Origin of the sequence: Caballeronia sp. DA-9, from assembly GCF_051615025.1 — a bacterium.
In the GTDB taxonomy this organism is placed as follows: Bacteria; Pseudomonadota; Gammaproteobacteria; order Burkholderiales; family Burkholderiaceae; genus Caballeronia; species Caballeronia sordidicola.
Genome location: NZ_CP195132.1, coordinates 1,111,653 through 1,124,547 on the forward strand (window position 1 = coordinate 1,111,653; position 12,895 = coordinate 1,124,547).

The following is a 12,895-nucleotide window of genomic DNA, read 5'->3' on the forward strand; positions in this document are numbered from 1 at the left end:
TCTATTACGAAACTGTCCTTTTCTTACGGAGCCGGGTACAGCGCAGCGAGCGCGGCGTTCGTGGCGCCCTGCACTGCATCTACAGACAGCGATGCGTCGATTGCCTTGAGCGCAAGCGCGATCTGCACTGCAGTGTTGACTTGGTTCGCTGGCGTGGCTTGTGCGGCCGGGGTTGCTGCGGTAGCGGGTGTGCTCATGGTTTCCTCGATGGTGGCGATACGCGCCGACAACGCATTGTCGGAATTAAGCAGCGCGGCAACGTGCGAATGGATCAATCCGTCGATCACGTTTAGGCGCGCCTCGAACTGCTGTTCTGCTGCAGATGCCTCGCCTTTGAACCACGAGACAACCTTCGCGATGATGGTTTTCAGGTTCATGGCGTATCGGCTTGGTTGTTAGCGGGGATCGGAATCGAACCAATTACTTCGAGCGCATGAGACTCGCTGTCTTCCGGTGGCTTACACCCGCTGTAGAATCGTTCGCGCCGGGCGGGCCGGCACATAAAAAGGAGAATCAAATGACAACTGGCGGACCAGCGTTTCCTGTTCCCGAAGTTTCAACCGCAACAGGTCAAGTCAAATCGGCCGATGCGGCAGGTATGACGCTTCGAGACTATTTCGCTGCAGCAGCGCTTCCCGCGATTCTCGCCCGCGTGCCGGCTGGCACAAGGCCTCAACCAGGGAAAACGATTCAAGATGCAGTTGCCGAATCAGCATATGAGCAAGCCGATGCGATGATTCGCGCAAGCAAAAACTAAAACAAAAAGCCCACGCGGCGAACCGTGTGGGCTTTCGTTAGGCGCACTTCGCGCCCGACCTCGTCAATATAGCGAAAGTCTTCAAGGTTTACAACGCTTTTTTTTGGCGAATCTACTGGTCCTCGGTGACCGCCGCACGTAACACCGCGCGTTGGCATAAGCATCAAGACACGCGGCCACGCTCGCCCAAGCATTAGCCACCGCCGACACGAGCCCGGACACTTGTCACTCCCCCGCTCGCAAGCATTGGTAACACGCACTTTCATTTAAGTAAGCTTTCCATCGGGTCGCATTCTTGCTATCAAGACCACGCTTCGCGCGCGGCCGTGGGCATGGGACTTGATCGCCTGAGGCCTTCCACATCTCTTTTCGAAAGGAGTCGTTGTGCGACTTTTCACTGTTCTATTGCTCTCCGTGGTCACGGCTCTCAGCGGATGTGCGGCTTACCGGACCCACGAGGCGCGGAAAGACTCCGGCGCCCTGATAGGTTCAAATGCCCTCGACCTCGTGGCTGCCGTTGGAATCCCCGACAAGACAATGAAGTTGGTCGATACGAATACTCCAGCGGACCGCTTGGTGATGCAATGGAACTTCTCCAATTCCGACGCTGCTTTTGAAATGAATGTGATCCTCTTGGACTTGAAGATCGGCGGTGCGGGCAAATGCAGCATGACTGCAACCGTCGATCGTTGGGGCGGGAAGGTTCAGTCTGTGAATTTTCCCCAAGCGCACACTGACAGCATGAACTCTGACTATGCAGCCTGTGAGCCTCTCGTTGAAGAAGCGTTGACCCATATTGGTCATACGCCGATTGATGCAAGCTTCGACGCGTTTAGCCTGGTAGGCGCTGCCAAGTAATCCGGTCAAGGTTGACAGTTTTATCGACGAACGTCCCCCATGTTCATCCGACGACGACGCTCTTAATCATCCCGCGCCGACGTAGAGCGGGCAACAACGCCTGCTTGGCATCCTGATACAACTCGTGCATCTCTTCGAACGTGATGCGCGGGTTGCTCCAAACTTCGACGCCGGCCAGTTTGTTCTTCATGTGCGTCTGAATGGATGCGCGCTGCTGCCATATGAGCGCATCGACACACAGGTCGACCTGCTCTGCCTGCTTCTTCTTTAACCGCCGCTCCGCAGCGTCCGTGCGATCCTCGATGTCGGAGTGGCGATCGCTCTCGGCGAAGTTGCGGCATGACGGATCTACGCGGCCGCCGCCCAGCGCCGGGAAGTAGCCGGCTTGCCACTGATACCAGTCGGTCAGCAAGATTTCAATTTGCTCGCTCTCGTCGCGTGTCATAGGTGCTCCCAAGTGATATTTCTTGCAGCGGCGCATCTCGATCCACTCGGTGGACGCCTTTTGAATTGCTTTATTGCAAAGGTATTTCGTGACTCCTCCCCAGCGCGATCGGATAAGGTCGCCACATCCAAGGCACGTCGCCTCCTGTTTGCGCTCGAGCACGATGCTCGGATCCATGTATTCGAAGCGCCTCATTGCTCCACCCGAAAGCTGATCCCCCACCGCATCAACCACGAAACGAAGTCATCGCGGATCGTCGAGCGCGGAAATGGGTACTCAATTTCATAGACGCCGTCGCTCTCCTCAATGCGCCCGACCAGTGGGCAATCATTGAAAGCGATCAGCTTGTCGCTCGTCGCTCCGTCTACATGCTGGTGGCTGTGCTCCATCAGCGGTTGAGGAACGTCGCTCAGTTGGATGTAGCAGTGCGCGCTCACGTCAGCCCTCGGCAACAATGCGTCGATACCCGAACGTGGGATATGTGAAATCAAACGTCCCGGGCACATCACAGACATTGCACCGATGCGGATACTTCGGCGGATTAGAAAACAGCATCGCGCCTGTTGGTCTCATGAAGCCGGCACAGCCTGGCACATCGCACGAATAGTCCATTTCGAACGCCTGGACTGGAATCTTTAGCTCGCTCATGGCAGCACCGGCGCTTCGATGCCCCAAGCCAGCTTTACAGCTTCGGGAAGATTGGTTTCGATGGGCGTTTCGTCGAAGACGGGAACGCCGCTGATCGGTCGCAAATGCTTGTCGGCGACACAGATTTCAGTCATATACCTCGTGCCTTTGAGAACCCACCCATCCGAACTGCGTATCTCACAAAAAATCGGCGTCCGCGATTTACAGTGCCATGTAGGATCACCCTCAAATAGCGGTCCAGCGCTGAGGACTTCGACGATTACTCCTTCATTCACGCAATCAGACGACAGATAAGCGAGATCACCCGGTTTGCAGTTCACGATTCCACCTCCGTCACATCCATCTCTTTCAATCCGCTCGCGAGGAACGGCGCCAGTGTTTTCCCGTTGTGGTTCAAGACAACCTCAACTCGATAGGTGCCGTCCGGGTTGCGGCACGAAGGACAAGCGAAGGCGAGGTATTGCGGCGGGCAATTGATGTCGGCCTGGATATAAGATCCGAATCCCAGCCCCGAACGCACCGGGCCGTACAGCTTGAGTACGACTGTCTCGAAGTTGACCCATCCAGGAACCCAGCCCTTCCGGCGGGTGAAGTGCGATGGTTTTTTCAAGCGCACGGTCAGACGCATTCGACCTCCTTCGCCTTGTACCAGCGCCCTTTCGAGCCGCAATAATCAAAGACAATCGCAATCAAAATTGGGGCTGAACGATTTGTCTCAAGCCAAGCGTCTGCGCCGCGAATGAGTGTTCCCGTCACCGGATCAAACAGTCCAGATTCACGCTGGCGGCGCTCCTTTTCGAGGCACTTCCCACGCTTCTTATCGGCATGCGCGCAGTTGTTACAGAATTTCAGATCACGCATTCGACCTCCGCCAATCCCATTTTTCGTTCGCGCACCGGCAGCCACAGTTCAAAGCCAGCGTCCCAAACATCGAACTTGACCTGCTTGGGCGTGCCTACTCGATTCTGATCAAGCCACTGGTGACACGGCGTGCACCCAGGTAGGCTAAACTCGTTGTCGGCTTTCCGACCTGCGGATTTGCCGTGCCGCGCCTGGTTCGAATGACACGGCACGACGGACGGATGTGACCAACCAATGCTGCAACACACTCCAGGCACGCGGAGATAGCACTCTTCGCCGCGGCAGGCCGCGAGATATTTCGAGCCTTCGGCGACTGTTGGCTTGCGCGCGGCGCGCTTTTTCATGGCCGTGCGCGCAATGCGCTGCTTCGGGCTAGCGAAGCTGCTGAAAGGCGAGCCGGGTTTGCGTTGAAAGCCCTTGCCGGGCTTGATCGGTGATTTTCGAGCCAAGGTCATTTGCCACCCCACGCCAATGCCGCCGCGAGAACGACGCCTATTGCGAACTCCGCGTATGCGACGTATCGATGAAGGGACGCAACCAGCACCCATAGCGAAAGAATGAGGACAAACATCGAAAGCGTCATGCCGATTTCTCCCGCCTCTGGATCTCGCGCTCGATATACCAGCGCGCCTTTTTCAGATCCTCGATCGCATCGGCCTTTAGGTCGGCGCGCCACACGTATTTCACGGCGTTGCCGAGGTTGAATCCCATGTGCTCGACGACGGTGATGCACTCGACGCCGCTCGGGTGTTCGTTGTAATGCTTCGGGTGATTCACCGCCTCTGGACGCTCGTCCACACTCCGTGCGATTGGCGCACCCGCTGAATGAAGCTTGCAACGGCCAGCGCCGTTACACCCTTCCGCCGTTTCGCATACGTATCCCGTTAGAGAACAAAGCATGACATCGCCTTTTTTCAATGTCATGATTGCGCCCTTCCAAAGAATGCATTGGTCAGTTCATCGGGTTTGACCTTGCCCTGGTTTATCTTCTGGTTTAGCGTGTATTGCTTGCGCTTAAACGCATACTCGACGGGGTCGGCTTCCCTACGGAACTTGCGTGCGCGCTCGGCAAGCGTCATCTTCGGCGCCATGGCAGCGTTACGGCCTTTGCCCTTTCGATAGACGACCGTCGGCGTTCCGTTAATCGGCCGTGGCCGATAGCTGGCGATATGAAACTCACCTCTCTCGCATGCCTCGCGCAGCAGGCGTTTTGTCTGCGTATAGCTCGCGAAGATGAGCGCAGCGATTTCCTTTGCGGTACGCGCCTCTTTGTCTTTCATCAAGATGCAGATCCGGTCGTATAGCAACGAGGGAGTTCTTGTTTTCCGACCCAGCTTAAGAATTCCCGCCTGCCGCTGTATGCTCCACGCGGTGCGGCCGGGCAGCAAATGCATCTGCTGCTTGAGCAGCTTTGTCGACGCCCAGATGTCGCGCACGATTTGCTTTTCCTCTTCCGAATAACGCTCAACTTTCACGCCGCCTCCAACTGAAATCGTTTCGTTGTTCCGTTTTTCTTGATGCTCACAACGGCGCCTGACTCAACACGCCGCACCGATTCACCCGCAGCGCGCGTGTACTGCAACTTCGATACGGTTTCGATCAACTGCTCGAACAGATCAATCCCGCTGTTCATGGCCGTCAATCCGCTCGCGTCGAACACTAGGCGGCCGACCGCATGAAAGCGCTCCGCGACGTCGATCATTGCGTTCTGCGCGGCGTAGATGACTTCAAGCCCGATCTCGCGATTGCCTGCGTCCTCGCAAAGGATCTGCGCGATGTTCAAGGCGTTGACCACGGTGTGCCAGGCGTCGCGGTTGTTCTCGCCACGCGCGATCGACAGAGCGGCCGCATGAACAGCAGTCAAAACGGCCGTGCGCGTGCTCGAGTCGAGCGGCGAATTGCCCTCGAAAAGGAACGAGGCGACGTCCTTGCGCTTCGAGCGCGGGATATAGGCTTTGCGCGGTTTGCGATTAGCGGCCATCAGATTTCCTTTACCGTGATGTCGTGCTTTTCGAGCATTTGCTTACGCTTTTGGATGTACGTGCGGTTCTTTCGTGTCGCAACCGACTTCACGTCCTCGACGACAAGCTTTCCATCGCGCATGTAGGTGAAGTCGGCGACGTACTTCGATGCACGCTCCCATGTGCCGTCGTCGCGCTGCTTACGCGCGGTCAACACGAATGGCACTTGCAACTTCAGGTCGCTGATCAGTCCGGCGGCCTGCTGCTGAACCAGGTGAAACCAATGCGACCTCTCCTTCTGGCTGTCGAACTTGATGCCTTCGTGCTCGCACTTCGTGTTGCGGTACTTCGCAGGACGCTTTGCCGCCACCGCGGCCGGATGCTGGCGAATCAATGACGGGTCAAACGGATCGGTCGGATCATCGAGTGCTGATGTCTGCGGTGGCACGCCGGTTTTTTGATAAAGCAGGCGCTGTGCGGTCGACATGGAAAGCTGCGTGTCGTCGCGGACGGTCGCGGTACCGACGTTCTTAGTTCCAACCGGAACCACCATCGGCCAAGGCGTGCGTTTGCTCATGCCCACGTCTCCAAGCGCAAGCAATAAGAATTCGCCTCCGCGTGCTCACTGCGATGAACCGTCACCAAGTTCTGCTCTTCGAGCGTCCTAATTGCTGCGTAGACCGTCATGAGCGATGTGCCGAGCTCGGCGGCAAGATCCGGGATCGAGACTGAACAAATTCCGTTCGTCGTTTCGGAGCGGCGCGCAAGAACGAGCAGCAATAGTTTCGGCGAAGGCTTGAGCCGTTTCTTCCATGCGACTTCAGTGAACGTCTTCATTGCTGCCTTTCCCATTTCGACGGATTGAATCGGCATGCCGAGATCCCGCTGATGAACTGCCAATCGGGCAGATGCGCGCAGTTGCGAAAGCCGCGGCTGTACATGCCGGTATTCCTGGGCGTCGTGGTTATGTGTTTGCAGGATCTGCATAGGTTCATGCGGCCACCCGTTGATCGACCAGGGCGAGTGCCGCTTCGAGTTCTCGGAACCGGTCCATACCCCAGCGCATTTGCGAGACGACCCCATGCAGCTCTTTGACAGTCGAGTCCTGCTGCGCGAGCGCGATCATCGCGTCCAGTCTGTCGCTCATCTTCACGATATTCGCTGGGTCGGGATCCATTCCAACAACCTTCGCTAGGTCGCGAAGCATCTCCGAGCAATCCCGTTCTTGGCTCTTGATTTCCGAATCGCGTCTTTCTTTGAGGCGAACCAGGTCTTGCTCAAGCGTCCCGATTTGCATTGCCACGGCATGCTTGAGCCGTTCAAGGCGGTACGTCGTTTGGTCCAAGTGGCCCTGTACGGCGGCCGCGACCACCTCGCCGAATTTCTCGCGAACCTTTGCAGCGGCACGCCATTCGTTGAGATCGCGTTTTGCCTCGCGCTCCATGTGCGCGAGGCGCTCATGGTCGCGCCGCTCACCGTCCATCACCAACTTCAACCAGAACGATCGAGGCAACTCCGGACATTTCGCGAGTGTTGGAGCTTTGAGCGTTCTCCAACCTTCTTCGCCCCGAACCATCAGCCCCGCGCCCTTTGGGATATCCTCTTTTTTCAGCAACCCAGCCGGGCACGCGAAGATGACGCCGCTCGAATACCCGAGGTAGTCGGTGTATTTGCCTTTGGTTACGTCTGCTCGAAAATCGGAAACAGACACTTTGCATTCGTAGGCAAGCGGCGTGAACCGGGTAAAACTGCACGGCATTGTGTACACGTCGGGGCGAGTGCTCCCCGACGCGCCCAACTGCATGTCAACCCACACGCGACGATCAGAAAGCCCTCGCAGGTGTGCCGCAAGGTCATTGGCGAGTTCATCGTGGTTCCACTTCATTCCCGGTGCTCCAATTTCTCGATTGCGGCGCGCACGCGCAACGCGATCGCCGGAACCGGCTCGTCGTCGCGGAATGCAATGCCCATGGATTTGGCTTTCGCCTTGATGCCGCTGGCAGTCGTGTGCCACTCGCCAGCCGCCTTCGTCCCGTCTGGATTGCGCTTGACCGCCATCCGTCCGAGCACGTCGCTGAATCCCTTGGGGCTGATCAGCCAGTCCAGGCCAGCGTGCGGCGGCATGTCGACCTTCTCGCGGACTGCCGGGAAATACCGCTTCCAGAAGTCCGGGTCAGAAGGCCGCGCGCCGAGGAAAGCGCGGATCGCCCCAGCACGGGACTCGACAAAAACCGATGCATCGATGACGCCGATCTGCTCCCCAAGCGCCTCGTTGAAGGCCTGGATCACGGCACGTTCGGCGTCCGTGTATTGGCTTTGAATCTCGTCCGTCCAGCCGCCCGCGTTAAGCCAGGAGGCTGCGTGGGGGATGAACTTGGGGTTACTCCACTGCTCCGAAGTCACGGCCCGCTCCAGTCCCATCATCAGGTCGCTTAGGAGTTGCTCGTTCGGGTTCAGTTTTGCAAACGCCTTCTCGGCTGTTGCGCGTGATTTTTTCTTCGGATACTTCGCCCAAAAAATCTCAAAGGTTTCGCGAAGCGAGACCGAAAGGTTTTGTTTTGGAGTTGTCTTTTGGTTATGTCTTTTGGAGTTGTCTTTTGTGGTTATCGTTTCGATAACTCCATCGTTATTGTTTTGATAACCCTCAGACATCGTTTCAATAACCCTTGGGTTATTGTTTTGATAACTCCACAGCTTCGAAGGATCGACCTTCGCCTTGCCGGTCCACTGCTGAAATGCCTTGTTGATCGCCAGACAGGCAGCATGTTTGCCGGGCGTACGGATGATCACGTTCATCGACACCAGTTCGTCGATGGCCAGCGACATGTTCGCCTTAAACACCCCGGTCTTCTCTTCAAGCTGCGACAGGCTGATCTCGTCGGATTTTTTGTTGAATCCATACGTGAGGCGGATCAGGACCAGCATGGCCTTGTACTGGCGCTTGCTCAGGTCAGCCAGCGCAAGGGCTTCGACGATGCCGTGAGCCACGCGCGTGAAGCCGTTCTCAAGCTGCACGGTGCGCGGCTGTTCTGGCATGTGGATGACGTCTGCAAGTGCCATGACCGTCTCAGTGCAAGCCGGTGGCACGCAGTTTCTGCGCAAGCTCGGTCAGGCCCTTGGCGGTTACCAGCACTTGCGTGGTGACCTTCTCAGAGCCATCGGTACGATGAACGGTGGTGATCTTTTGTTCGAGCACGCCGCGCCGAAGCTTGTCTTGATAGGCGGTCCATGTAGCCGTGCCCGGGCGGCGATAGATCCACTGGTTGTTTTGCATCCAACCGAAAACGACTTTGGGTTGTGTCTGGAGGTTCTTCGCGGCGTCAGTGATGCACATTGCGCCGTCTGCTAGCGTCAAACGCTCAAGCGCGTGAACTTTTGGCTCGGCGATCGCCAACTCAGCTTCTGCGCGGTCCGCGCGTTCCGATTCGTCGGCTGCCAAACGAAGCGCTTCTGGCAGTGACTTTGGAACCTTTGCGTAAAACTCCGATACCGCGAGGGATGCCTGCATATTCGAGATCTGCGTGTCGTAGGCGCGAATGACTTTCAAGTGAAAGTCGGGGCTAATCCACATCGCATACGCGTAGACCAACTCTTTGCAGACGTATGTGCCGCCGTTCCGACCTTCAACAGACGACACAGGTGAACTCTGCGTATTTGCAGAGTTTCCAATGGCGGCGATAAGGCCTTGGGTCTGCGCGTTGCGAAGCCAGAAAGCAGGCTGACCGTTCACGTCACCTCCCGACGCCCGGTGGAGATCATTGACGCAATATCGGCCGTCAGCGTCGCGGCGGATAGCGATGTCCGAAATGACTAGTGTGTTCATGGAATACCTTAGTGACCGCACGGCAGTGAGCCGTCAAGAGATTCACGGGCACCGCACGAAAGGCAGGTCCGCGGATAGTTCGGGTGCCGCTTCAGCGCGTCCGCCGCGATGTCGCGGATCACCTCGCGGGCCAACGGGCCGAGAAAGAAGCGTCCAGTGCACAGCAGGTCTAGCGCAGCACGGTCGATGACGGGAGTTGCGTTCGGCATGATCAGGCTGCCTTCACCGCTGGCCGAGCTGCCGGCACGCGCTTGTAGATGCGCTTCGTCAGCGCGTTGATTTCTTCAACCGAGCGATGGATCGCGGCGCCGATCCGCTCGAGGTCGGCCATTTCCTGATCGTCGACCTCGCCGTCTTCAGTCGCTTCCTGGTGACGCTTGGCGAGCTCGCCGTACTGCATCGTGAGGTTCAGAAACTTTTGCAGGATCTCTTCGTTGTCGGGTTCGTCGCTCGCGGCAGGCAGCTTGACCAGCACCAGATCGCGCGCAGTCGCCCACGCTTCGATGATTCGCTCGTCGTTCGTAGTGTCGGTAATGCGCACCGCGTCCTGAAGCGTGAGCTTGTGCGTGTCGGTGTTCGGGTTGACCTTGCTGCGAAGGACTGCCGGTGACATCCCGATACGAGGCGCAAGCGATTCGCAGCCGCCGGGGTAGTCATGTGCAACTGCGTGTGCTGTATCGAGGATGTTCAATTCAATCTCCAGACAAACGTGTTTTTGCTGCGGTGCGGTAGGTATATTTCGGTCAACAACAAAAACAAGACGGGTAAAACAAAAATGAAAATCACAAACCTGCGTGAAAGAGACCGGCGGTTTAGTAGTCCTCAACGAGACCGGGTGAACCCGGCAGGAGGACCATCGTCGTCAGTTACCTTGCTACTGCTCCTGGCTTCGCTGTCGCCGCTTTCAGCGCCTGATACTGAGCAACCAAATCCTTCCACGCGCGCTCAAGCTGAACCTCAATGCACCCTCGTGCAGCCATCTCGCACAGCACCGCGCGTATCTCTTTCAACTCAGCGGCAGTAAGCACGCGCGCTCCTGTTAGGTGCTTTCATGGGTAGAAGCACGCCGTGATGCTGTCCATAAACAGACTCTGCGTTACCCAGCGGCGAGTGCTCGAGCTTTTCTTGCGCAACCGGCCGAGCCCGGTCTTCTCGAAGCGGCTTCTGGATCTGGCTTTGCGAAGCTTCTTCGGCAGGCGCTGCGCGACGTACTCTCGCTGCTTGCGACGGATGCTGTCGATTTGCTCTTGCGTGATTGGCATTACGCAGCCTTTGCTATACGGGGTGTTTCGAGTTCAGGCCAATATTTATTCCAATCGTCCGGACGTAGATCCTTTCGTGACACCCCGGTAAAGGTTTCGATCTTTGGGCAATGGACGGCGGGAACATGCCGCTTCTCGTCTAACCACTGGTGGACCGCGCCCTTTGTTACGCCCAGCAGATCGCCGAGGGCTTTGTAGCCCCCTGCAATTCGTGCTGCTCGTTCAACCGGATGCTCTTTCATGGAGTTGCCTGTGAATGACGTTTCGACCAAGTATAGAATAACTAGACATTCAAGTAAAGAATTTCGAGACCATATTAGTTTAGATTTCCTATACCCTCCGCGCATGGAAATCAAGAACTGGATCCGCACCGCGCGGAAGAAGGCCGGCCTAACACAAGAACAGCTCGCCGAAAAGCTCGGTCTGACGAAGGGAAACGTGTCTGCTTGGGAGACCGGCCGCCACCACGCCAGCTATGCTCAGCTTCAGCAGATTTCCGCAATGGCGAGCTTGCCCATGCCGGACGCCGAATCAGGCGCTACCGGCCCGCTTAACGCTACCGGGAGAGATGGACAGGCGCGCGTGCAGGAGATGCTCGCGGAGCTTGGGCTGGACGCCGCCGCGGTCGCCGAGCGAGCGATGATCCCAGTTGATAGCGTCAAATTGTGGCTGGCTGAGGGCGGCCCTATCAGTATTGACGACGCCATAGCCATCCAAACTGCTTTCGGTTACAGCAGCATATGGTTGCTTTCTGGGAAAGGCGACAAGAAGGCAGCTTTCCATTACAACGATGAGTATCGTCCGAAGGCGATCGGCAGGCGGAGGGCTCTTGCGGTGGTAGGAATGGCACAGTTAGGCGACAACGGATTCTGGGCCGACATCGAACACGCGGTCGGACACGGCAATGGATACATCGACTGGCCGACTTCGGATCCGGACGCGTATGCGCTCGAGTGCGCAGGCAACTCGATGATTCCCAGGATCAAACCTGGTGAGTTTGTGATTGTCGAGCCGAATACCCCCGTCACACCGGGCGAGGAAGTTTTGGTGAAGTCCAAAGACGGCCGTGTGATGGTAAAGGTCTTCGCATACAAGGCAGCGGGCCGTTACCACCTACTCTCGACCAATGAAGCACACGGAACCGTGTCCTTCACCGATGCAGAAATTGAAAAGATGCACTTCGTTGCGGGTATTGCTAAGCGTGCAATGTGGCGTCCAGACTGAGAATAATAAAATGGGGATCGGAATGCGCGCTGAGCCATCAAGCGTAACTTCTGAAAATTTGCCGACCGAGCGGATTTTCATGAGCGACGGCGAAATAGTGGTTACAAACACACGATTTGTCGTACCCGGGGAAACTTTCGCAATGAGCGGCGTTACGTCGGTTAAGCATTGGCGTACGCCGAGGAAATGGTTATTTGGCGCGCTGTCGCTATTGATCGGAATTCCGAATCTGATTACTGGTGTCGGGCTCGCCAGCGACGGCACCTCGACTGGCCCATTAGTTTTAGGTGTTTTGTTTTCCGTGCTTGGCGTCTATCTAATTTGGCGCGGCCGACCTCAATCGCAAGTGCGGCTCCTGTCTGCATCGGGCGAGGCCAAAGCGTTCTCTTCGCACGACGACGCGCAGGTGCGGCGCATCATCAACGCTTTGACCGAAGCCATCGTATTCCGAGGCTAAATTCCAAAAACATAGGAGACCACCGAATGAAAACCGTCATCGCGCTAATTCTTGCAGTCGCAGTTGCAACGCCTGCTCTCGTCTTTGCTCGCGGCGGCCACTATTCCGGCGGACATGGTTCGTCGCATAAAGGTGGGCACTACATGAATTTGCGCACAAATAACCATTACGAGAGCCGCGCCCACTGATCTCAGATTTGATTGCGGGACGTCGACGGCCGGACGTGCAATATTAGCCGGGCCCACGGATTGCCCGACGAACGGCTTCATTTTAGCCAGCAGTCGGACCAACATGAAGCGCGCGCGGACGGTCAAGCACAAGCTTGAGAGGATCTGGGATCAAGGCATGGAAAAGCGGCTTGAGATCCTACGGAAGACCTACCGGCGCGGCGACACGCTGATCGTCTTTGGGTTTGCAGTGCTGATGTTGGCTGTGCTTGCGGTGCTGGGAATTTTTGTTTGGGGATGAGTCTTGTCGTGGCACAGCAGATCGCTTCCCTCTAACGTTCAGTATCGCGATTTACCGCGCCGATCCCTTCGTTTGCCGACCAGCAGTGGGTTCTGTATTTGTTCGGTTGCCATCGTTGCGGGTCAATAGAA

General features: G+C 56.9%; 25 protein-coding genes and 1 tRNA gene. 6 read left to right on the forward strand and 20 right to left on the reverse strand.

Translation table 11 applies throughout. The features are described 5' to 3' along the window. Positions 1-23 precede the first annotated feature (23 nt). Positions 24-377 (reverse strand): hypothetical protein, encoded by a 354-nt coding sequence (locus tag ACRWA7_RS11310; RefSeq protein ID WP_438391093.1) that lies wholly within the window; start codon positions 375-377, stop codon positions 24-26. A 19-nt stretch (positions 378-396) separates the two neighbouring features. Next, positions 397-469: transfer RNA gene (locus ACRWA7_RS11315), tRNA-Met, on the reverse strand. 48 nt (positions 470-517) lie between these two features. Here ACRWA7_RS11315 and ACRWA7_RS11320 point away from each other — a divergent pair. Both ACRWA7_RS11320 and ACRWA7_RS11325 read left to right on the forward strand, forming a co-directional pair. Then, positions 518-757: a hypothetical protein gene (locus tag ACRWA7_RS11320; RefSeq protein ID WP_438391094.1), complete on the forward strand. Its 240-nt coding sequence runs from the start codon at positions 518-520 to the stop codon at positions 755-757. 384 nt (positions 758-1,141) lie between these two features. Further along, positions 1,142-1,615 carry a hypothetical protein gene (locus tag ACRWA7_RS11325; RefSeq protein WP_438391095.1) on the forward strand — a complete coding sequence of 158 codons (474 nt, stop codon included), beginning with the start codon at positions 1,142-1,144 and terminating at the stop codon, positions 1,613-1,615. A gap of 43 nt (positions 1,616-1,658) precedes the next feature. On the opposite strand, the gene ACRWA7_RS11330 is transcribed toward ACRWA7_RS11325, so the two are convergent. From ACRWA7_RS11330 to ACRWA7_RS11415, 18 genes are all read right to left on the reverse strand, one after another. Then, positions 1,659-2,237 carry a hypothetical protein gene (locus ACRWA7_RS11330; RefSeq protein ID WP_438391096.1) on the reverse strand — a complete coding sequence of 193 codons (579 nt, stop codon included), beginning with the start codon at positions 2,235-2,237 and terminating at the stop codon, positions 1,659-1,661. A 14-nt stretch (positions 2,238-2,251) separates the two neighbouring features. Next, positions 2,252-2,497, reverse strand: coding sequence for a hypothetical protein (locus tag ACRWA7_RS11335; RefSeq protein ID WP_438391097.1), 246 nt, complete (start codon positions 2,495-2,497; stop codon positions 2,252-2,254). A gap of 207 nt (positions 2,498-2,704) precedes the next feature. Then, entirely contained in the window at positions 2,705-3,028 is a 324-nt protein-coding gene (locus ACRWA7_RS11340; protein WP_438391098.1) for a hypothetical protein, read from the reverse strand. After that, entirely contained in the window at positions 3,025-3,336 is a 312-nt protein-coding gene (locus tag ACRWA7_RS11345; protein WP_438391099.1) for a hypothetical protein, read from the reverse strand. The genes ACRWA7_RS11340 and ACRWA7_RS11345 overlap by 4 nt, the downstream gene beginning before the upstream one ends. After that, entirely contained in the window at positions 3,327-3,569 is a 243-nt protein-coding gene (locus ACRWA7_RS11350) for a hypothetical protein (RefSeq protein ID WP_438391100.1), read from the reverse strand. The genes ACRWA7_RS11345 and ACRWA7_RS11350 overlap by 10 nt, the downstream gene beginning before the upstream one ends. Beyond that, positions 3,557-4,024, reverse strand: coding sequence for a hypothetical protein (locus ACRWA7_RS11355; protein ID WP_438391101.1), 468 nt, complete (start codon positions 4,022-4,024; stop codon positions 3,557-3,559). The genes ACRWA7_RS11350 and ACRWA7_RS11355 overlap by 13 nt, the downstream gene beginning before the upstream one ends. Further along, positions 4,021-4,152 carry a hypothetical protein gene (locus ACRWA7_RS11360; RefSeq protein ID WP_438391102.1) on the reverse strand — a complete coding sequence of 44 codons (132 nt, stop codon included), beginning with the start codon at positions 4,150-4,152 and terminating at the stop codon, positions 4,021-4,023. The genes ACRWA7_RS11355 and ACRWA7_RS11360 overlap by 4 nt, the downstream gene beginning before the upstream one ends. Beyond that, the gene (locus ACRWA7_RS11365; protein WP_438391103.1) at positions 4,149-4,367 is read right to left on the reverse strand and encodes a DUF3310 domain-containing protein; all 219 of its coding nucleotides are present in this window, start codon (positions 4,365-4,367) and stop codon (positions 4,149-4,151) included. The genes ACRWA7_RS11360 and ACRWA7_RS11365 overlap by 4 nt, the downstream gene beginning before the upstream one ends. Positions 4,368-4,489: 122 nt before the next feature. Next, on the reverse strand, positions 4,490-5,005 hold the full coding sequence (locus ACRWA7_RS11370; protein WP_438391104.1) for a hypothetical protein: 516 nt from the start codon (positions 5,003-5,005) through the stop codon (positions 4,490-4,492). A 35-nt stretch (positions 5,006-5,040) separates the two neighbouring features. Beyond that, positions 5,041-5,550, reverse strand: a complete 510-nt coding sequence (locus ACRWA7_RS11375) for a hypothetical protein (RefSeq protein WP_438391105.1) — start codon at positions 5,548-5,550, stop codon at positions 5,041-5,043. Then, positions 5,550-6,107 carry a DUF1064 domain-containing protein gene (locus ACRWA7_RS11380; protein ID WP_438391106.1) on the reverse strand — a complete coding sequence of 186 codons (558 nt, stop codon included), beginning with the start codon at positions 6,105-6,107 and terminating at the stop codon, positions 5,550-5,552. Before ACRWA7_RS11380 ends, ACRWA7_RS11375 begins: the two co-directional genes overlap by 1 nt. Next, positions 6,104-6,517 carry a helix-turn-helix domain-containing protein gene (locus ACRWA7_RS11385; RefSeq protein ID WP_438391107.1) on the reverse strand — a complete coding sequence of 138 codons (414 nt, stop codon included), beginning with the start codon at positions 6,515-6,517 and terminating at the stop codon, positions 6,104-6,106. Before ACRWA7_RS11385 ends, ACRWA7_RS11380 begins: the two co-directional genes overlap by 4 nt. A gap of 4 nt (positions 6,518-6,521) precedes the next feature. Beyond that, positions 6,522-7,415 carry a hypothetical protein gene (locus ACRWA7_RS11390; RefSeq protein ID WP_438391108.1) on the reverse strand — a complete coding sequence of 298 codons (894 nt, stop codon included), beginning with the start codon at positions 7,413-7,415 and terminating at the stop codon, positions 6,522-6,524. Further along, the gene (locus tag ACRWA7_RS11395) at positions 7,412-8,590 is read right to left on the reverse strand and encodes a replication protein (RefSeq protein ID WP_438391109.1); all 1,179 of its coding nucleotides are present in this window, start codon (positions 8,588-8,590) and stop codon (positions 7,412-7,414) included. The genes ACRWA7_RS11390 and ACRWA7_RS11395 overlap by 4 nt, the downstream gene beginning before the upstream one ends. Positions 8,591-8,597: 7 nt before the next feature. Continuing rightward, positions 8,598-9,353 (reverse strand): phage antirepressor KilAC domain-containing protein, encoded by a 756-nt coding sequence (locus tag ACRWA7_RS11400; RefSeq protein WP_438391110.1) that lies wholly within the window; start codon positions 9,351-9,353, stop codon positions 8,598-8,600. A gap of 211 nt (positions 9,354-9,564) precedes the next feature. Continuing rightward, a complete protein-coding gene (locus ACRWA7_RS11405) occupies positions 9,565-10,044 on the reverse strand; it encodes a phage regulatory CII family protein (RefSeq protein ID WP_438391111.1) in 480 nt (159 codons plus the stop codon). Positions 10,045-10,402: 358 nt separating this feature from the next. Further along, the gene (locus ACRWA7_RS11410) at positions 10,403-10,615 is read right to left on the reverse strand and encodes a hypothetical protein (RefSeq protein ID WP_438391112.1); all 213 of its coding nucleotides are present in this window, start codon (positions 10,613-10,615) and stop codon (positions 10,403-10,405) included. Beyond that, a complete protein-coding gene (locus tag ACRWA7_RS11415) occupies positions 10,615-10,857 on the reverse strand; it encodes a transcriptional regulator (RefSeq protein WP_438391113.1) in 243 nt (80 codons plus the stop codon). The genes ACRWA7_RS11410 and ACRWA7_RS11415 overlap by 1 nt, the downstream gene beginning before the upstream one ends. 103 nt (positions 10,858-10,960) lie before the next feature. On the opposite strand from ACRWA7_RS11415, the gene ACRWA7_RS11420 reads away from it, so the two are divergent. The 4 genes from ACRWA7_RS11420 (at position 10,961) to ACRWA7_RS11435 (ending at position 12,764) form a co-directional block, all read left to right on the forward strand. Beyond that, entirely contained in the window at positions 10,961-11,839 is an 879-nt protein-coding gene (locus ACRWA7_RS11420) for an XRE family transcriptional regulator (protein WP_167353914.1), read from the forward strand. 79 nt (positions 11,840-11,918) lie between these two features. Next, positions 11,919-12,296, forward strand: a complete 378-nt coding sequence (locus tag ACRWA7_RS11425; RefSeq protein ID WP_438391114.1) for a DUF6232 family protein — start codon at positions 11,919-11,921, stop codon at positions 12,294-12,296. 26 nt (positions 12,297-12,322) lie between these two features. Next, the gene (locus tag ACRWA7_RS11430) at positions 12,323-12,484 is read left to right on the forward strand and encodes a hypothetical protein (RefSeq protein ID WP_438391115.1); all 162 of its coding nucleotides are present in this window, start codon (positions 12,323-12,325) and stop codon (positions 12,482-12,484) included. Between the two features lie 103 nt (positions 12,485-12,587). After that, positions 12,588-12,764 (forward strand): hypothetical protein, encoded by a 177-nt coding sequence (locus tag ACRWA7_RS11435; RefSeq protein ID WP_438391116.1) that lies wholly within the window; start codon positions 12,588-12,590, stop codon positions 12,762-12,764. The last annotated feature ends 131 nt before the right edge of the window (positions 12,765-12,895 follow it).